This is a genomic window from Vibrio sp. 10N.286.49.C3 (assembly GCF_041469545.1).
Lineage (GTDB): Bacteria > Pseudomonadota > Gammaproteobacteria > Enterobacterales > Vibrionaceae > Vibrio > Vibrio tasmaniensis_A.
In genome coordinates this window covers 24,362-45,156 of sequence record NZ_JBFRKT010000016.1, presented here as the reverse complement: position 1 = coordinate 45,156, position 20,795 = coordinate 24,362, and the positions used below count along the sequence as shown (strand labels likewise).

The 20,795-nt window shown below is 45.3% G+C and carries 9 protein-coding genes; 8 read left to right on the top strand and 1 reads right to left on the bottom strand.

The genetic code is table 11. The annotated features are described in order from the left end of the window. Positions 1-10 precede the first annotated feature (10 nt). From AB4180_RS08420 to AB4180_RS08390, 7 genes are all read left to right on the top strand, one after another. Positions 11-1,186: an OmpP1/FadL family transporter gene (locus AB4180_RS08420; RefSeq protein ID WP_102249773.1), complete on the top strand. Its 1,176-nt coding sequence runs from the start codon at positions 11-13 to the stop codon at positions 1,184-1,186. Further along, entirely contained in the window at positions 1,186-1,875 is a 690-nt protein-coding gene (locus tag AB4180_RS08415) for a hypothetical protein (protein ID WP_102249772.1), read from the top strand. Before AB4180_RS08420 ends, AB4180_RS08415 begins: the two co-directional genes overlap by 1 nt. Positions 1,876-2,208: 333 nt before the next feature. Beyond that, complete coding sequence (locus tag AB4180_RS08410; protein ID WP_102249771.1) at positions 2,209-3,321, top strand: NADH:flavin oxidoreductase; 1,113 nt, start codon at positions 2,209-2,211, stop codon at positions 3,319-3,321. Between the two features lie 420 nt (positions 3,322-3,741). Further along, positions 3,742-4,377: a CatB-related O-acetyltransferase gene (locus tag AB4180_RS08405; protein ID WP_009845532.1), complete on the top strand. Its 636-nt coding sequence runs from the start codon at positions 3,742-3,744 to the stop codon at positions 4,375-4,377. Positions 4,378-4,555: 178 nt separating this feature from the next. Continuing rightward, entirely contained in the window at positions 4,556-6,202 is a 1,647-nt protein-coding gene (locus AB4180_RS08400) for an ABC transporter ATP-binding protein (protein ID WP_102249770.1), read from the top strand. Beyond that, positions 6,199-8,433, top strand: coding sequence for an ABC transporter transmembrane domain-containing protein (locus tag AB4180_RS08395; protein WP_102249769.1), 2,235 nt, complete (start codon positions 6,199-6,201; stop codon positions 8,431-8,433). The genes AB4180_RS08400 and AB4180_RS08395 overlap by 4 nt, the downstream gene beginning before the upstream one ends. Further along, positions 8,426-9,739 (top strand): HlyD family type I secretion periplasmic adaptor subunit, encoded by a 1,314-nt coding sequence (locus AB4180_RS08390; RefSeq protein ID WP_102249768.1) that lies wholly within the window; start codon positions 8,426-8,428, stop codon positions 9,737-9,739. Before AB4180_RS08395 ends, AB4180_RS08390 begins: the two co-directional genes overlap by 8 nt. A 96-nt stretch (positions 9,740-9,835) precedes the next feature. Here AB4180_RS08390 and AB4180_RS08385 read toward each other — a convergent pair whose 3' ends face one another. After that, positions 9,836-20,092 (bottom strand): VCBS domain-containing protein, encoded by a 10,257-nt coding sequence (locus tag AB4180_RS08385; RefSeq protein WP_102249767.1) that lies wholly within the window; start codon positions 20,090-20,092, stop codon positions 9,836-9,838. 233 nt (positions 20,093-20,325) lie between these two features. Here AB4180_RS08385 and AB4180_RS08380 point away from each other — a divergent pair, with 233 nt between their 5' ends. Beyond that, on the top strand, positions 20,326-20,790 hold the full coding sequence (locus AB4180_RS08380) for a hypothetical protein (protein ID WP_102249766.1): 465 nt from the start codon (positions 20,326-20,328) through the stop codon (positions 20,788-20,790). The last annotated feature ends 5 nt before the right edge of the window (positions 20,791-20,795 follow it).

The following is a 20,795-nucleotide window of genomic DNA, read 5'->3' as shown; positions in this document are numbered from 1 at the left end:
GAGCAATCTGATGAACAAAACTTTTACTTACTCGCTAGCTGCCACCGCAATTTTTACAAGTTTAAATGCTTTCGCAAGTGGTCTATTTTTACAAGAAGCTGTTATTGCTAATGCCGGTACAACTGGTGCAGGTGACGGTGTTTACTCTCGTTCAGCTGCTGCGATGTGGACCAACCCAGCAACCATGTCTCATATGGGCGAAAGCAAAACGACCATCAATACCATGGCGTTCGATCTTGAGATGAAATATCAAGACAACCAAGACTCTAGCGATGATGGAAAAGGGCACTCAGTTCTTCCCTCATTTGGTGCCTTTCATGCTCATCAAGTAACAGACCAACTGCACCTTGGTATCGCACTTGGCGCTGTCGGTGGCTCAAGCCTTGATTACGGTAGCGATTGGGCAGGTGCAGCCCTTCTAGAAGAAATTACTCTGACCGCAATGCAGGTTAACCCATCACTGAGTTATAAGCTGAATGACCAATGGGCTGTTGGCGCGGGTATTCAATTGAGTTGGGCTGCATTACAACAGTCAACATCTGCGTTGACCGTCAAACAAGACACTGATTGGGCCTACGGTTATAACCTAGGTGTAATGTACACGCCGACAGATAAACTAAAGCTGGGTGCCAGTTACCGCTCTAAATTGGAACATGAATTTAACAACAACTTAAATGGTAGTGTGTTTAACTCGCTGTCGACAGACCTCGCGCTGCCTGAGATCGTTGATCTAAGCGCAAGCTATGCATTGAACTCTCAACTTGACCTGCTTGCTAGTATTCAATTCCACCGTTGGAGTGCGTGGGACGAAACGGTATTAGATTTCGGAGCAACTGATAGAGGTGGAATTCCGATTAAACGTGATTGGGATGATGTTTGGAAGTTTGCGGTTGGTGCGGATTACCAACTTAACTCAGACTGGCGTTTAAAAGCCGGCTTCTCTTATGAGACCTCACCACAAGATGATCCATCAATGCAATGGGTTGACCTGCCTGTAGGTGAGCAGTACCGCTACTCGGTAGGCGCTTCTACTTACTGGGATGATATCTTGATCGACGTGTTCTACGAATACGCAGATTTAGGTTCTGTTGATATGGACCGTAATCTTGCTGGTAGCGATATCAATTTGCTAAACGGTTCTTTCGATGGTCGTATCCACTTTGTTGGCGTTAGTGCGACCTTCTAATGACATTACGTAATCTATTACTTGTTGCTGCGGCAATGCTTGGTTCGACAGGTGCTTTTGCTGAAGAGAAGCACCCTGATGATCCGACTAAAATCGTGACCAAAGCGGGCGTTGCTTATAACGAAGATTTGCAGTTCTCAGGTTCTATTGGTTTAGATGAAGCGCGAATGATCAACGCTCGTGTCAATGCGGACGGCGAAGAGTGGCGATTAGGCGGTTCATGGCTGTTGCCTATGGGTATCGTGAACTTCAACTTTAGCCGTTCTGAATATGATAACGATGCTTATAAGAACAACTACAGTATTGGCACATTTATACCACTGAGCTATTTCGATATTGAGCCGTTCGGTTGGCAAATCTTCCCAATGGCTGGTTACAGCTACAACGATGGTGAAGTAGCCGTATTCGATGATGAGAATGTGGGTTCTGATTATGTATTGATGCCGAGCTCGACACATGGTGGTTATATCGGAGCGTTTGGCTTAAAAACGATAACCGATGAATGGTCTATCATGGGCTTTGGTGGTGGTTCAATGGGTTCTGATGATTACTCTGGCTATTGGATTGGCGTTGGTGCGAGTTATAAATTGAGTGATGCTCAATCATTCAATTTCTTCACAATTTTTGCTGAGGATGATTTTGGAGAGAACAACAGTGTTGGCGCATCTTACACCTATGAGTTCAAATAGCTGTTAGCAATTCGCAGGTGGACGCCTCTCGTAAGAACCATTCACTCAGTCCAGATTAAATTGAACAAAGTCGCTTATTAAAACTGAGCGACTTTCTTTTATTCTATTTCCCAATCTTTTTTATCTCCTTCTACTGCTTTCTATCTCTTTCTCATGTGAGAGTACTGCTCTCTTAATCTAGATTAAGTTTTCCTCGTCTTATTCTCTGTACTATCCGCATAAATCAACGCCCATTCAGTAATGGACAAAAGAGAGTCACTTTGTGAAAAAGAAGTGGTTCTCTTTTGTCTTTTATAATGGTCAAACATCATAAAAATTTAATGAGGATAAGACTTGAGCACTTTGTTTACAGAAACACGCATCGGCAGCATGACATTGAAGAACCGCTTCATGAGAAGTGCAACGTGGGAAAATATGGCCACCGAAGATGGGCATATGACAGATAAACTGTACGCTATCTATGAAGAGTTGGCTCAAGGTGAAGTCGGCCTGATCGTGACGGGTTACGCGAACATCGTTGAAGAAGAAAAACCGAATGCGGGCATGATGGGTATGTACAACGACTCATTCATTGAAGAGTACAAAAAGCTGACTCAACTTGTTCATGACAACGACTCTAAAATCGTGATGCAACTGGCTTATGGTGGCACCAAAACCACTCATGATCTTGGCGAGCGAGTCATCTACGCACCAAGTGAGGTTCCAGAAAAAGGAACTCAAACTCTAGGCAAAGCGATGACCAAATGCGAGATCGACTACATTGTTGATGCCTTTGCTCAAGCGTCATTAAGAGCACAGAAGTCAGGTTTTGATGGCGTTGAAATTCATGCCGCTCACACCTATCTGATTAACCAGTTCTTAAGCCCATATTACAACCAACGTGAAGATGAATACGGCGGTAGCTTAGAAAACCGCATGAGATTCTTGTTAGAGATCTATACCGCGACGCGTAAGTTGGTGGGTGATGATTTCCCTATTTTAGTTAAGCTTACAGCTTCGGAGTTTTTTGAAGGTGGCGTGACCTTCGACGAAACGCGTATTGTGTGTAAAAAGCTTGAACAAGTGGGCGTGGATGGCATTGTCGTGTCAGGTAATATTCATGGCAAAGCTGACACTATGATTGGCGAGTCGCACGATGGTTTTACCATTCAAGCTGAAGGCTACTTCCACGAATATGGTCACGCGATCAGCCAAGACGTTAATATCCCTGTGATCACAGTTGGCGGCCTGACAGATTTTGATGCTATCGAAGCGATTGCAAACAACACAGGTATTGAATACTTCGCTCTTTCAAGACCGCTGCTTTCTGAACCGCATTTAGTTAAGCGTTGGAAGGAAGGGGATAGAAGCCCTGTTGAATGCGAACGATGCTCTAAGTGTCGCACTAAGCGCGGCAACTTCTGCGTGGTGAATAAAGACAGAAAAGTACAGCTTGCTCGCATGTAGTCGCTGAACCTAGCTTCAAGCGAGAACCGAAGTTTATAGCCGAGTCTAAGTTTGAGCCTGTGTAATCGCGCAGGCTCTTGTTTATTCCGTATTCCACGAAACGAAATTTGAAACCTTATTAATCACATCTTCCTGTCAAATTGGCGCGATTAAACAGATACACTGCGCCTGTAAATTATCCAACCAAGTTATCGATAACAAATTGAGCAAACTGTGAAATTACTTCCTCTTCTTAAGCAACCTCGAATCCACTGACGACTCTTTAGTTTTAGCGACATTGCTATGATTTAAGCGTGATACTCACTATTCATCCCAGTGAACCCTGTTTTTTTAGGGCGTTAGTTTGTGCACCTTGGATTTGCATCGTCGAACATTTTGATAGTTAACGAATAAAACTAAATAGATCATTCAGAGGTAAAAATGCAAAAGAAGCATTGGTCCAAATTCGAGTTGCTGCATGAAGTCGTAACCAACCCCAATATTCACGTAAAAGGTCAACACAGTTATTACAGCGATTGCTGGGACAACGGTTTTGAACAATCGGTAGTTCGCTATTTACACGGCGACGAAGTCAGCCGCCAGTGGGAGCCTCGCTGGGAAATCGATGAACTGTACATCGGTGACTATGTTTGTATCGGGGCTGAAGTCGTAATTCTGATGGGCGGTAACCATACCCACCGAGTCGATTGGTTCTGTTTGTATCCATTTATGGATGTGATTGAAGACGCCTACATTGGCAAAGGCGATACTCACATTGAAGATGGGGTGTGGTTAGGCATGCGAGCGATGGTGATGCCCGGTGTGACGATTGGCGAAGGCGCTGTGGTTGCAGCGAACAGTGTTGTGACAAAAGACGTCGCTCCCTACAGCATTGTCGGTGGTTCTCCAGCTAAAGTCGTCAAATACCGCTTTGATGAGTCCGTTATTGACGAACTCATTTCATTCAAAATATACGAGTGGCCAGAAGAGAAGTTTGAAGCGTTGAGGAAGCATTTATGTAACTCAGACTTTTCAAAGTTAAAGCAGGCGATAACGGATTACGACAATTGTTTGTAAGGAGCGCTTGTAACGAGCATTTGTAAGGTGCGTTTTTAAGGTACGGGTATAGCCACAGATTTGTGTAGAAAGATCTGTGTCATATTTATATTGAAAAACACGTTAAATCAGTCCGTTACCTTGCAATACTCAACATGGTGTACCAATCTTATTTCATAAGCATGGATAAGGATTGTGTATGCCCGCAAGTTCAATGAAAAACAAAGGGGTGGTGGGGAAAGTCCTACTGCCTTCTTTACTCATAAATCTTCTCTCTCTCGCCGTTCCGTTAACGGTTTTACAAATTTACGATCGTATTTTACCTAACCAAAGTTACGGTACTGCCACTTTGTTGTTGGCGGGTGCAGCGTTGGCTGTTGCCATGGAAGCATTGATCCGGTTTGTGCGTACTTGGCTTTTGTCAGCCGCGGCCAGCAATACCGAGAAAGCGACCTATCAAACCTTGGTTGAAAGAGTAACAACGGCTTCATCAGGACATCTTCGCCACATTGGTGTTGGCGGCGTGGAAGAGGGGCTGGGCTCAGTATCAAAAGTCAAAGATTGGTATTCCGGTGGTGTGATTGCAGGCTTTATTGATTTGCCTTTTGCCTTGATCTTCTTGGGCTTGGTGGCTTACATCGGCGGTGAGCTGGTGGCGATACCTTTGGCAGTTTGGCTGATTACTCTTGGAATCGTTTGGTTATCTTCTATTCGTGTTAAAAGCTTAAGTGAAGAGGCTTCCCAAGATGAGCAGGAGCGAAAAGCGTTTTTGATTTTGCTAAGCCAAACCATTCAGGGAATCAAACGCCAGGCCGTTGAGTCTCGAATCTTTAATCAGTTTAAATCCCTCAATAATGTTCGCTCTCAGTCTAAAGCGAGAGAAGAAGAACAGAACGCCTTCGCCCAAGAATGTATTCAGCTTGCTGCACTAGCTACGTCAGTTTTACTGGTGATCACGGGCAGCTTATGGGTGTTGGATGGCCAGTTAACCACAGGTGGATTGGCGGCATGTTCTATCTTATCGGGCAGAGCGGTTGCACCTTTAAGTGCTTTAGTGGGAGTTCGAATCAAGCTTAATTCAATACACAGTGCCAATCAGGCAATAGAAAAATTGAGTGACTTGTCACTATCGGAATCTTCAGATTCTGAGCAAGCTGAGAACCACTTATCTGACTTTGAGGTGTTGGAAATCAAGCAAGCGACCGTTGAAAGATACGGTGAACTCGCTCATGCGGATGTCACATTGAATAAAGGTGAATTGGTATTGTTAGAGAGTGAGGATCGCCACACCAACAGTCATTTATTGTCGTCGATTGCAGGTATTGATGATCTAAAAGCGGGGGAGTGCTTCATTAATGGATCTGCAGTTTCAATCGCATCCGTAACCAATATTGCGGCCTACTGTGGCGTTAAAGGGCAGTTGGTGTCGGGTACTATTCTCGACAACTTGTGTGGCTTTGACCCTGAGAAAACACAAAGCGCCAGTGACTATGCAAAGCGTTTGGGTTTAATCAAGGAAATCACTCGATTACCCGATGGACTAGAGACACAAATTGGCCATACGAGTGCGTCTCTGCTGAGTATGGGTAACGTGAAAATGCTCAATATCGCGACTCAACTGGCAAGTGATAAGCCCATTATCATGTTAGAAAGGCCAGATTCCTCGCTTGATTTAGATGCCCTTGGAAACCTAGCGAAGGTGTTGGAAGAAGAAGTGGCGGCAGGACGGACGATACTGATGGTGAGCTACCATTCTAAACTTCGCGAATTTGCCAATCGAATCATTACAGTGGAAAGTCGAGCTATTACGGTCGACAGCGAGAGCAATCAGGAGGCCGTCGTATGAATCGTTTAGATATTGGTAACCCTTCAGGTACGAACAACCGTGCAGATACCAGCGGTCGACAAGAGGTGATGAATCATTTAGAAACCGAGAGCCTTTCCGTTCTTAAGCAATTGGAAGTTAATGCTAATATCCAGTTGTTCGCACATCAATGGGTCGATGAAAATGGCATTGAATCAATCGACGATATGTTTGCCTTGTTCGACAGGCTTGCACTGCCTTATCGCTTGGTTGCCAACCTAGATGAAGTTGGTGAACATAAATTGGTCTTACTGGTACTTGGTGAACATGAGCTGGTCTCTGGTCATTTAGAATCCAAGCAATTTGTTGCCTTTAATGCCAATGACGACATTACCGATGTCCCTCAGTTTTGTATTGTTATCGAAGGTCCACCACTAGAGAAGGCTTCTCCTGATTGGGTTGGCGAACGACTACATGCGTTTCGCCCCATTATTCCTAAATTGCTGCTAGTCAGCTTTATCACTAACTTATTTGCGCTTGCTGTTCCCTTCATCACGATGTCGATTTATGACCATGTGATTGGTGGTGATGCAGGGCATGAGTTGCAAGGTATCGCCATTGGCGCGGCGTTGTTGTTTGTGATGATGGGTTGGTTGAGAACATTACGTAGCCGAGTGTTTGCTTCAGTTTCCAACCGAGTAAGTCGTGAGATTTCTCAATCCCTCGTGCAGCGTCTGCTTCGTAATAGCTATGCTCAAAATCAGCAAACAGCTTCTTCTAGTCAGCAAAACCAAGTGATGTTGTCAGAGCGTATTTCAGGTGTGCTATCGGGGCCATTAGGAAATGCGTTATTTGACCTACCATTCATTCTTATTTTTGTACTTGCGATAGGTGTTTTAGGCGGGTGGTTGGTACTGGTTCCAGTCGTCTCTTTAATCCTTTATTACTTGCTAGCAAAACGCTCGATACGCTCTAGCAGCAAGCGCTCTATGCAATCGACAGTGGCAGGTACGAATCGTCAAAACATGACTAATGAGCTGTCATCCAAGCTTGCCTTTATTCGCAGTGCTGGGTTCTCAGAGCACTGGATTCAACGTTTCAAAAAAGCCAATCTTCTTGCTTCAACAGTGACCTTTAATCAATCGGTTCTCCAGAGCCGGTACACCTCGATTTACTATTTTATTGGTGTGGGATCGACACTCGCCGTGATGGGGTTAGGTATAGGACTTATTTTTGAACAAGTGATGACCCCTGGTGGTTTGATTGCTTCAATGATGTTGATATCTAAGGTGACGGGTCCTGCTCAGGTGTTGGCAAACAGTGCGATGCGTTTTAATAGCTTTAATCAATCCAAGCTGCAAGTGAACCGTATTTTGTCTCAGCCGTCTGAGCGTGAATTCAGTTACCAGCATCACCCGTTACCCGTGGTAGCGCCTAACTTGAAATTAGACCAAGTGACGCTGCGCTATCCCAAACAGAGTCGCCCGGCCTTGAATGGTGTGAGTTTTGATATTGAAGCCGGTGAAATTGTCGCGATTACCGGCCCTTCTGGGAGCGGTAAATCAACATTAATTGAAGTGCTGTCTGGCTTGCAGCCTATCCAAAACGGTATGGTCGAGCTTGAAGGCGTTAACCTCGTTCAATATGATCCGCAGCTTTATCGCCACTGGTGTTTCATTCGAGCCGCATATCCTGATTTGCTTACGCTGAGTATTCGAGAGTGGCTAAACGACGGTCACAAAGTCGAAGATAAGAAAATGATATCTGCAATTGAAATGGTGGGCGGAAAGCGTTGGTTCGAGACATTATCAGGTGGGCTCGATACTTCCATCAGCAGTATTCAGCCGGACAGCCTTTTTGACATGTTGTCTGGCAGCGTCGCGCAGATCCTCATTGACGCGAAAGCGCTGGTTTATGACTACCCAATGTTCTTAATGGATAACCCTGTGCCTGATGCTCACCCAAATGCTAAACGTATATTTGGTGAGTTTGTGCAGTCGAAAAAAGGAAAAGCAACGGTGATCTACACGTCCCACGATCCGGATTTAATCAAGCTTGCCGATAAAGTGGTGGTATTAAATGAAGGTGCAGTGGTTTATGCAGGCCCATTAGAGCCGGAACAGCCTTCAGAGCCTCAGGCTTCTCAAGAACCGCAGTTATCTGAGCAACCGTTATCTCAAGAGCTACAGCCGTCAACTCAAGAGGCGTCTGCTCAACAAAATGCAGCCCAACAAGAACAATCAAAGTCTAAGCAAGGAGTCGCTAATGACTAAACAATCTATCGAGAAGGGCAAGCGCTACGGTGAACTTGTTGAATCACAAAATACGGCTCGTTCATTGGCGCTGGCCACATGGTCGGTTGCCTTATGTGTTATTGCTTTTGCCACTTGGTCTGTAGTCACTCAAGTTGATGAAATCGCCAAAGCCAAAGGTGCTGTGATTCCAGAAGGCGAGAAGCAAGTATTACAAAGTGCGATTGGCGGTAAGTTAAAGCAAATTCTCGTTAAAGAAGGGCAGTTGGTTGAGAAAGGCCAGCCGCTTGTTGAGTTTGATGCCACTTTCCAGCGTACCGCCCTTGAAGAGCTAAAGTCCCAACAAGTGACGCTTCTAGCCAGTGTGGAACGTATGAATGCGCTGCTTGAGCAGCGTGAGCCTAACCTTGCTGAGTTTGAGGTCGATTACCCAGAGATCGTCAGCCAACAAAAAGCGCAGCTGAACGCGCAAAAAGCCCTCTACTTCCAAAAGCGTGTGGTGCTTGAGAAAGAGAGCGAGCAAATTGCAGAGCAGCTTCGTAGCGTAGAAAAGGCCTTGCCGAGTTATGAGAAAGAGTTAAATGCGACTAAGCAAGAGTTGAGCATACTGGAGAAGGGTTACAAAGCGGGTAACATTTCACGTTTACGTGTGCTTGAAATGCGACAAAAATTGGCTAGTATCGAACAGAAAATCGAAGAAGCTCGTGGTAAGAAGTCGGTATTGATTAGACAAGCTGACAGTAATGACCAAAAAATCATACAGCTTCTGGCGGAAGCGAAAGCTAAAGTGAGCGATGATCGTTCTAAAGCCGTATCTGACTTGTCAGCCCTGAACGCCAGAGTACGTTCAGGCCAAGCGAAATTGACCAACACCATGTTAGTGTCGCCTCTACAAGGTTTGGTGCAAAGCCTGCCAAGCACGCAAAACGGTGGTGTTATTCAGCCGGGTGGGACAGTGGTTGAAATTGTTCCTGTTGGTGGGAAAGCAGACTTTAAAGCTCGTTTGTCGCCAAGAGATATTGGTTTTGTGAGTGTAGGGCAGCCGACTCGTATCAAGATTGATGCGTTTGATTACAGCCGCTTTGGGGCGCTAAAAGGGGCGGTTGAGAGTATTTCACCGACCACAAGTCAAAGCGAGCGTGGCGAGATCTATTATGAAGTCGTCGTCTCGGTGGATGTTCCTTATTTCCGTGATAATCCGGAGAGCTTCTCTATCTTGCCAGGTATGACGGGCGAGGTAGATATTACTACTGGTGAGAAATCTGTATTCCAGTATTTATGGAAACCGATCTACACCAATGTGAGTGTCGCATTTGGTGAAAGGTAATCGTTATATAGAGTCGCTGAGAGTAAACGAATAACAACAGCAAATAATAAAAAGGGAGCACATTATGTGCTCCCTTCTGTTTAGTCTCGTTATCGGTTAACTATTTGGATCAATGTCCGGTAGCCCGTCTACGTCGTTGTGATGATGGTGCTCATCATCTTGGTTATGGTTGATGTTCGCGTCATGGTGTTCCAACGCGTCTGACATATCCAAGTGCGCTTGGTCATGTGTTGTTGCATCTTGTTGGTCGACTTGTGCAAGTACGATATCCATATCCGCAGGTTGATCGTGAACCGTTGTCGATGTCGCATCGGGTTTAATGCCCAATGCATCCAGATAAGCTGCTGCACCATGGTGGCTGGTTTTCTGTTCGGGTTCTTGATGGGTCTGCTGGGTTAAATCCAGATTACTATCATCGCTTAGTGTGACCGTAAAGTCGGCTTGCGAAGCCATGTCTGGCTCGTCATGTTGAACAGGAGGCGGTGGTGGTGGAGCAGGGTGTGATGTATGGACGACAGGAGTGATTGTCATATCAACCACTTCAGTTCCAACTGTCAGCTTTCCACTATTTCCTGGCCCATGACTGAGTATCTGGATATTCACATGGGCGACAACTTCATCTTGATTTGTCCCTTGCAATGCCACTTCAAATTTATCTTCATGTTGACCTATACCAGAAGCGCTGCCATGAGGGCCCGTGTGAACTTGGGCTTGCTCTTGATAATGTAAATGACCGGTCTGAGGATCAATAGTTAATGTCCCGTATTGGCCATGATGACTAGTGACGTACTGTCCGTTAGGTAAATGGATTCGCCAACCGCTTTGTGCTGTTGGTACCGGAGTTAACGATGGTAATAGTGGTGGAACCCCAAGCGTGCCAGATACTTGGTGGCTTCCCGATGGTGGTCTGACAATGATAGGTTCAGGAATAGCGCTTGCAGCGAAACCTTGGCTACCTGCGGTATTACCGTGTTCGTCAGTCATTGTTGCTTGTACATTAGAACCGGGATGAACTTCAATTTGTATTCCATGCTGCAGAGTATGAGCATCTAATACATGATCTTGTCCGTTAACGACAAGATGCTCTCCGATTTTGGCATCACCAGGAGGCGTAACGGTTGCAGTGATCGTGTTTGCTTGTCCTCGGGCGATTTCAGCTTTGCTGTATAAGTTGTCTGCCCCTGCGTTTTCAAAGGTAATCGTAGGAACGCTAACCTGTGTATCGACTTGGTAAGTAACATCTGCAGTGGCATGAGCGCTATTACCTGCGGTATCTGTTATCGCTACTGATGCCTCTATTTTTTGGTCAGCATCGGCAATGAGTTCACTGCCAGGTACGGCAATTGAATAGTGTCCTTTTGCATCGACCACGCCAGTATGCTGTGTCCCATTTACATCTAAAGTCACAATGTCACCTGCATTAAAATCGCCAGAAACGGATCCGGTGATGTCAATGGAGCTACTGGATTCTTGAGCATTAATCACATTGTCGGCGGTAATCGGGTCTGTTTGAATACCGACGTGTACTTGTGTATCTATATGGACGGAAAGAAGCGAAGAGGTAGCCGGTAGCACTGACGAAGGAGCCAACGCTTTGGCGGATAGATTATGATCGCCTTCCGATAAGCTGCTTACGGCAACACTATATTGGCCAGAGGCATCAGACACCGCGTGTCCAACGGGTGTGGAACCATCGTAAATAGTGACTTTCGAGAATGGAATATCAGTGTGTCCGGTAATCGTTGGCGTAGTGTCGTTGGTAAGGTTGTCAGTGTTCGACGAACCCGAGTCACTCGTTGATGCCAAATTCAATGTCACCGAGTTTGTTGGCGCTACGTTGGTGATCATTAGCACGGTTGGTAGTGTCGTTGTAACCGTAGGTTGTTGAGGTACTGTGGTTGATATGACTAGGCCACCCGTTGGTGACATGGTGACATGTCCCGAGGCATCAAAGGTGATGAATTTCGAATCTTCAGTATGGCCGTCACTGACTTTTACTTCGAATACATCGACACCATGATAGGAGTTGGTGGCAGAGTTATAACTCATCCCTGTGATAGACGTATTTGGTGTGTAGACGTAGTCACCAGTATTTGGATCGACCGACAATGAACCGAATTGCCCTGTTGAGCTGACGACAGAGAACATATGAGTGTCATTAACGTCTACATCTGTCTCTGTTAATGTACCTGCTGTTGATGATGTCTGGTTAACGCCGAGAATCGGTGCGTCATTGGTTCCGGTAATGGTAACCACGATATCATGGTGCGTGCCATCTGCAGATTGAACCGTGATGGTTTCAGTGTCTGTCTGACCTTCGCCAAGCTGTTGAACTATAGGATGGTTGTTGTCAAGGTCGTAAGTCCAGTGACCATTTACATCGATATGAGCGTGCCCATAGCCTTTGCTTCCGGCTATTCCAACTCCACCCTGTACCGCGGTAAACCCTGCTGTTCCATCAGGGTCACTCGCCGTCAACGTACCTGAAGCTTGAAGTGTTATGTCTTCTTTTGCCACTCCTGTGGAGTCTCCACTGAATGTTGCAGGGTCAGCGACACTCGCTATATTAATGAGTATTGACCCTTCTTTTGAATCAAGATGACCATCGTTTGCGGTAAATTGCACCGCCCCTAATCCGCTGACACCAGAACTAAAGTAGTTGTGAGTTGGGGTGAAGATGAGTGATGAAACGTCGGAGGCGCTGACGTCATCACCAACATTCACTGTGGTGCCATTCAGCGATAACACGCCATGGGCGACATTGGTAATTGTGATGTGGTTTAACGCATCTCCATCAATATCAGAATATTTAAAGTCTGCGGTGGTGAACGCATGAGGCTTATCTTCTAAAGAACTAATAAAACTCGATCCAACGATAGGTGCATCATTGACTGCATTGACATCCACTACCATCGTTGCGTTTGCCGAATTTTTATGGCCATCATTCGCAGTAAATGTAAATTGCGCATAGTTGGCGCCGTTTTCATTATTGATCGGCGTGAAAGTTAAATGGCCTGCGTCTAAGTCAGCCTTGCTGATTTGCTGGTTGGCGGTTACGGCATTACCGTTTAAGAGTAATAATCCATGACTCGGTATGCTGCTAATAGTCACGAACTGCAGGGCGTCACCATCTTGATCACTGTAACCAAATTCACTGGTTGTAAAGGTTCTGGTGATGTCTTCATTTGTAGAAACGGTTTGCGCTGTAACCGTTGGCGCATGTTGCAGGGGAGGGGTGACTTCAATAGAGAGAGAATTTTGAGAAGAGTCTCCTATTGGGTTACCGCCATCATCGCCGACGCGATAAACCATACTTGGCACTTTACCTGTAAAGCCAGCTTCCGGGGTGAAGGTATAATGACCATTCGCTTCGATCGCGAGTGTACCGATACCGGCCATAGTATGTGGTTGCCCCGGCCTTACCGCGACATAACCTGACACCGGGTCTTTTATTTGAATATCTTGCAACACCAGATGTGCGTTGGAATCGGTGTCTGTTGCTGCACCGCTCAATCCTTGATCCGTCCCAGAGCCAGTAAGTAGATTCCCTTCAACTGGACCACTATGTTGAACACCAGAATCACTGAGGCTGTGTAGAACAGGATCATCGGTGGTCCCATTAATCGTGACGGTTATTGAATGCTTGGTACCATCTTTTGATGTGACTTCAATGCTATCTGTGAGTGTTTGTCCATTGTCTAAGTCTTGAATCTGCGTACTCTTGTTGTCTGCTTTATAAACCCATGTCCCAGTACTAGTGATGTCGAAATGACCGTAGGTTCCATCCAGAGATATTTTCGGTTGCCCCTTAAGATCTAATGCAGCTTCGCCATGACCATCAGCGTCAGATACAATCAGGTGCCCATGACAAGAAAGGGCATCTGGAATAGTTGCTGACCCCGTGATATGCGCGTTGTGGTGAATGTTTGTATCTTCTTTTATGCTGCTGGAGTCACCGGCAAATGTGGCGACATCATTAACAGCAGCAAGAGACGTGTTTGCGCCTGTATGAGTCGTTCCACCATGAGCATCTGTCACGTCATAAGTGAAGTGCACTTGGCCGTTGTAGTCTTTGGTTGGAGTAAAAGTGTAGGTGCCGTCTTTGTTATCGACTACAGAGCCGTGTTCGACTAACAGATTCTCAATGGAAAGCTTACCTGCGTCATTGGCATCCACGTCGACAGTATTGGCTAATAAATCAGCTTTGGTGAAAATAAGAGCTGTATCTTCTGTGCCTGTGGAAAGTGTTACTTCAGAACTGATATAAGGTCTATCATTATCACCATGAATGGTAATGACTATGTCTTGCGCAGTACCATCTTTAGAATAAATGGTAATCGTATCTGTTAATTCTTGCCCATCGCCTAATTGATCGATCTTTGTGGCTACGTTTTGTTGGTTACTACCAACGGTAACCTTATAATGCCAATTACCATCGGCATTTAGTATTAATTGACCATAAGTGCCATGGTAGGAGTAGCCTATGCCTTTTGTATCAAATTGTGCTTCGCCAGTGTCAGGGTCAATAATCTCTAACTTGCCATCAGTATATAAAGGGTCATTGGTTAATTTAGCCATCCCAAGCTGTGCGTAGTTTGGTGACCGATCATGATAGGTACCATGCCCTTCATCGACATCGCCAGTTGTCGTTCCAGTGATTACTGCTGTGTCACCAACCGTATCAATATGAAGAGTGTTAGTAGCCTCTTGTGAGTCATCATGCCCATCGTTAACAGTATATTTAAACTGAACATCGCCATTAAAATCTTGCGCAGGAACGAACTGAAGTTTACTGATGTCAGCTGTAGGGATGTGTTGCCCCGCTGTAACATCGTGTCCATCAAGCACAAATTTACCTTGTGTTGCTGTTGGTAGATCTGTGATTGCAACTGAATGTAGCGTATCGCCACTATCAACATCCGTAAATCCAAACTGACTCGCTTGCATTTGATAATGCGTGTCTTCAGTGCCGTTACTTAGCGCAACTTGGGTAACGGTTGGCGCATCATTGGTGCCTACAACGTCTATGTGCAACTCGTATGCCGTTCCATCATAACTATGAACACGGTAGACAACGGTTTCAGTTTGTCCTTGAGCAAGGTGTTGCAAATTGGCATTATTAACGCTGTACCCCCAATTGCCCATGCTATCAATACGTAACATGCCACCAAACGGATCGTGAACTGCTGTTTCACCAAACTGGCTGTATTGGAATTTATTCTCCCCGCTATCTGGATCCACAACTTGTAGTCTTCCATTCGCGAGCTCAGTTGTAACCCCTGCATTGTGGCTGCTGTGTGAACCATCTTCAGTGACGTGGTCAGTTGTCACTTCTGAAATGATGGCGCCGTCTGGGGTAGCCGTGAGTGTGGTAGACGCCCCCGTATGAGTCGTTCCGCCATGCGCATCTGTGACGTCATAGCTAAAATGAACTTGGCCGTTATAGTCTTTGGTTGGGGTAAAAGTGTATGTTCCGTCTTGATTATCTTGAATAGAACCATGATCAGCGTGAAGATTCGCAACGGTGAGTTTGCCTAGGTCGTTGCTATCCACGTCTATAGTGTTTGCTAAGAGTTCGGTGGCCGTGATGGTTTGCGCGAGGTCTTCTTTACCGCTGTTGAGCTGCACTTCTGAAGAGCAGTATGGACGGTCGTTGTCGCCATGAATGGTGATAACAATATCATGAGTAGTACCGTCTTTACTTTGTATCGTTATCGTATCAGTGAGTGTCTCATTTGCACCAAGTTGATCAATCGTCGATCCTACATTTGTTGTTAATCCACCATTTACATCAGCAGTGCCGGTCGCAACACCATAAAACCATTTACCATCTGTATTAAGAATCAAATGGCCATATTTTCCATGATAGGTATAACCAATACCTTTAGAATCAAAACTATTCTCGCCGGTATCTGGATCGATGATTGTTAGTTGCCCCTCAACATGAATCATACTATTAGTTAAATGCGCCATACCTGACTGGGCAAAGTCTGGCGACATATCAGGGTTTCTGTTTTCATAAACATCGCCAGTATCCACACCTGATATAACGGCTTTATCTCCAATCGCATCAATATGAAGAGTGTTAGTAGCCTCTTGTGAGTCAACATGCCCATCGTTAACAGTATATTTAAACTGAACATCGCCATTAAAATCTTGCGCAGGAACGAACTGAAGTTTACTGATGTCAGCTGTAGGGATGTGTTGCCCCGCTGTAACATCGTGTCCATCAAGTACAAACTTACCTTGTGTTGCTGATGGTAGATCTGTGATTGCGATGGAATGTAACGTATCGCCTGTGTCGATATCACTGAATCCAAACTGACTGGCTTGCATTTGGTAATGCGTATCTTCAGTGCCATGTGCAAGTGTCGTCGCAGTAATGCTCGGTTGATCGTTGGTGCCTGTCACCGTTATTGTTATATCGTGGGCAGTGTGGTCTGCAGAGTAAACACGATATACAACTTTTTCTACTTCACCTTCAGCTAATGATTGCAAGCGACTATTGGCTACTTCATATCCCCAAGCGCCACTTGGTGTAATGCGTAAAAAACCACCAAAGGGATCGTGAATCGCCTGTTCTCCTAATAACAGATTGACCTGAAAATGGTCTTGCCCTGCATCAGGATCTGTCACACTCAGCAAACCCGATGCAACGACAGGCTGTAATGAACTGTGACCCACATTATGATCTTCAATAATCGTTCCGGTATCACTACCGCTTATAACCGCTTTATCAGCAACTGCACTTAAACTGCTGGTAGCTCCAGTATGAGTGACACCGCCATGTGCATCTTTGACATCATAGGTGAAATGAACTTTACCGTTATAGTCTTTTTCTGGTGTGAAAGTGTATGTACCATTTTGGTTATCTAAAATCGAGCCGTGATCTGGATGAAGGTTTGCTACTGTAAGCAGTCCAGAGTCATTTTTATCGACATCTATTGAATTTTGTAACAGTTGTGCAGCTGTAATGGTTTGTCTCGTATCTTCAGTACCTGCGTTGAGTTGTACTTCTGAAGAGCAATAAGGCCTGTCGTTACTACCATTGATAGTGATGACTATATTATGTGGTGTTCCATCTTTTGTGTGAACGGTGATAGTGTCTGTGAGTGTTTCACCCTCACCTAACTTATCGATAGCGGAGCCTCTGGTCGTGGGCCTTCCACCAATGTGAGTGAGACTTCCAGCATCGGCATAGTAATTCCAATCGCCATTTGGATTTAAAATTAAGTCACCATATGTACCGTGATAGTTATACCCCACATTATTATCAGCAAAGCCAGACTGACCAGAGTCAGGATCAATCACAGATAAATGTCCATTAGCGTTTAGTGTACTAACTCGAAGTGTCGCCATACCCGATTGAGCATGATCTGGTGACATATTATCTCCAGCCGCTTTCTCAGTGACACTTGCAGTATCTACTCCACCTACCACAGCATTATCATTAGTGCCGTTTACTGTAATGGTGACTTGATGAGGTGTGCCATCGGCTGAATGAACGGTAATGGTATCAGTAGCGGTTGCGCCATTACCTAACGCTTGAACTGCTGGGTTAGTGTTATCTAAGTCGTAGGTCCAAGCGCCATTATCTGTTAGATGTAATGTACCTAAGGAGCCTTGGATATCAGTATTGGCAAAGTGTGCTTCACCGCTATCGGTATCAGTAATGGTTAATGTGCCAGTAGTTTGTAGTTGTGTCTCTTCTGTTACTGCGCCAGCACTTGTACCGCCAATTACAGCCGTATCATTGGTGCCATTTACTGTGATAGTCACTTGATGTGGCGTGCCATCAGCAGAATGAACAGTGATGGTATCGGTAGCGGTTGCTCCTTTGCCTAGCGCTTGAACTTGTGGATTCGTATTATCTAAATCGTAAGTCCAAGTGCCGTTATCAGTTAAATGTAAAGTGCCTAATGTGCCTGCAATATCAGTGTTGGAGAAGTGTGCTTCACCAGTATCTACGTCAGTGACAGTCAGTGTACCTGACGTCTGAAGTTGAGATTCTTCAGTCACTGCACCAGAGTTTGTCCCGCCAATGATGGCCTTGTCGTTAGTACCATTAACCGTAATAGTAATTTGATGTGGTGTGCCGTCAGCAGAATGAACAGTAATGGTATCGGTAGCGGTTGCTCCTTTTCCCAGCGCTTGAACGTTAGGGTTTGTATTGTCAAGCTCGTACGTCCAAGAACCAGTATCGGTCAAATGAAGCGTACCAAATGAACCTACGATATCGGTGTTGGAGAAGTGTGCTTCGCCGGTATCTACGTCAGTGACAGTCAACGTACCAGAGGTTTGAAGTTGAGATTCTTCCGTCACCGCACCAGAGTTTGTCCCACCAATGATGGCCTTGTCGTTAGTGCCATTAACCGTAATGGTAATTTGATGTGGTGTGCCGTCTGCAGAGTGAACAGTAATGGTATCGGTAGCTGTTTTATTCGCGCCTAACGCTTGAACGGTTGGGTTAGTGTTATCTAAGTCGTACGTCCAAGAACCAGTATTAGTCAGATGAAGCGTACCAAACGAGCCTACGATATCGGTGTTGGAGAAGTGTGCCTCGCCAGTATCCACATCCGTTACCGCAAGTGTGCCCGAGGTCTGAAGTTGGGACTCTTCGGTTACCGCGCCGGCACTGGTTCCGCTTATCACGGCTTTATCATTGGTGCCGTTAACGGTAATTGCAATTTGATGAGGAGTGCCGTCGGCGGAGTGGATGGTTATGATGTCTGTTGTCGTAGATCCTTGACCAAGAGCCTGAACTTGTGGATTTTTATTATCTAAGTCGTAGCTCCAATCGCCATTGTCTTTAAGGTGTAAAGTACCCAGTGTCCCCTTGAGGTCGGAATTAGAAAAATGCGCCTCTTTTGAGTCGATATCGGTGATGTTGAGTTGGCCCGAAACCGTTAGGTCTTTATCTTCAGTAACTTGGTTTGAGCCATTACTTTTCCCGATAGCGAAAAACGAACTTGGTGAATTTGCTGTGCTACTCGTGATTACTGCATGGTCGTTGGTGCCATTAATTGTAACCGTAACTTGATGTGCTGTGCCATCGGCAGAGTGAACAGTGACGATGTCTGTCGCAGTCGAACCTTGGCCAAGCCCTTGAACTACAGGGTTATTGTTATCTAAGTTGTATGTCCATGCACCGTCTTTTGTGATGCTTAGCGTACCGAAATTACTAGCCACTTGTGAGGCTTGAAAGTGGTCCTCTCCAAGATCAGAGTCCGTTACCGAAAGCTGCCCTTGAACTTGTGTCGTTAAATCTTCAGTTAACGTGCCAGCATCCACACCCGTAATTACGGCATTGTCGTCGTTTCCGCCAATCGTCATATCGATCGTTTGCGGTGTGCCATCTTTGGTGTGAATAGTGAAGCTTTCGTGCAATGAAGTGGCTGCGGTTAAAGCTTGAACATTAGAGAGCGAGTTATCAACTTGATACTGCCAATGTCCATCAGCATCGATAGTTAATGAACCATATTTACCTGAGATAACTTCCGGTGTAACCGAACTTTCATTTTGGTCAGGGTCTATGACATCGATTTTGCCGTTCGCATGTAACAAGCCTTGTGAATCAATATTGTGATCTTCTGTTACGACACCTGTTAAGTCTCCAGAAATACTTGGCGTGTCTTGCTTACCTGTTACCGGTATCTGAACAATGATGCTCGAGCCATTAGATAGGTGTAACGCAAAATGGTCAGTACCTGGTTGGTGCTGATTTAACAGGATGTATTGAGGAGAATTTGGATTCAATACGAATGTGTATTGACCATTTGCATCAACATGAAGCTCTCCGTACGTACCTTTTATGACTTCTGGCATAAAGGTGACGGGTAAAGCGGGCGTCGTAGGCGCATTCGAATGAATCGGCTGACCGTTACTTCCTGAGGAGATAGTCGGCATCGATACCGAAGGAATGTAATGAACTTGCGGGTGAGAAAGCGTCGATAAATGATGAGAAGGAACCAAGTGAGAGCTCGAACCATGGGCGGCATGACTGGCACTTAAGGTGGAGTTTACGTCGCTGTCACTCGTCTGAGCTTCTTGGAGAGCAACCGCTGATGAGTCCGCCTTGTTATGGTCATCGGTGACATCTTTTTCGGTCACGTTATTTGCGGTTACTTGATCTGCTGCGTCGCTGGAATTGTCTATACTTTCTGCAGCAGCGTGTTTAGCCAATGATGGCAAAATCATCATGAGTGACTGAAAAAGTGGGATATTCACTTTTAGATGTGAATGCAGTCTGCGCTTCTTTTTTTGTGTTGGTTTCTTTTGTTCTAGCTTGTTACTTTTCTTATTTTTGATTTCTGTATTTTTCTTGTTTGCTTCGACGTTTTTTTTGTTAGCCATTTTTATCATCCGTGAATCGTGGTTGCACTGTCTTAAGTAAAATACACAGATAGAGGTTTCGCTAGCTAATTGGATAATTTTTAAAGAAAAAACTGCAAAGTCGAAGAATTATCTCATTTTGATGAAAGAGAGGATGAATACTTTTTCAACGGTCAGGTAAATATCGGCACAATGGCATTGACCTTACCCTAATGGGAACGTTTATAGTTGCGTTGTAAATTCAAAGGTAAGCTATGACAAACACATTCCGAAAAACTTGGATTATTGTTTTCAGCATCATTGCGATGTTGATGACTAGCTATGCCTCAAGCTCCTCAGCCTTGATGACTGAAGTAATGATGATGGAAATGGGGTCGAGCAAGTCGGCTTGTTACCACAGCGATACTTCGGTTAATGATTCAATGGCAGGGTGTCATGTGATGAGTGAAGAAGTACACGCTGAAGACTCTAACATGAGTGCCTATGCTTTGATGGCTCAATTCGATATGTCTTCAATGAGCGAAGACGGCAGTCCGATGATGGGTAACCATTGTTCGAGTGCCGATTGCTGTGCCTCAATGTGTTCTGCAAGTCCCTATCCAATCCAGGCTGTTCAAGCCGTTGATCAACTTTCCTTTTCATTAGCTCGTTTTCAATCGGTCACGATTGGCCAGAAAGTCGCACGCGCACAATCTTTGCTACGCCCACCTTCCGCATAAATCTA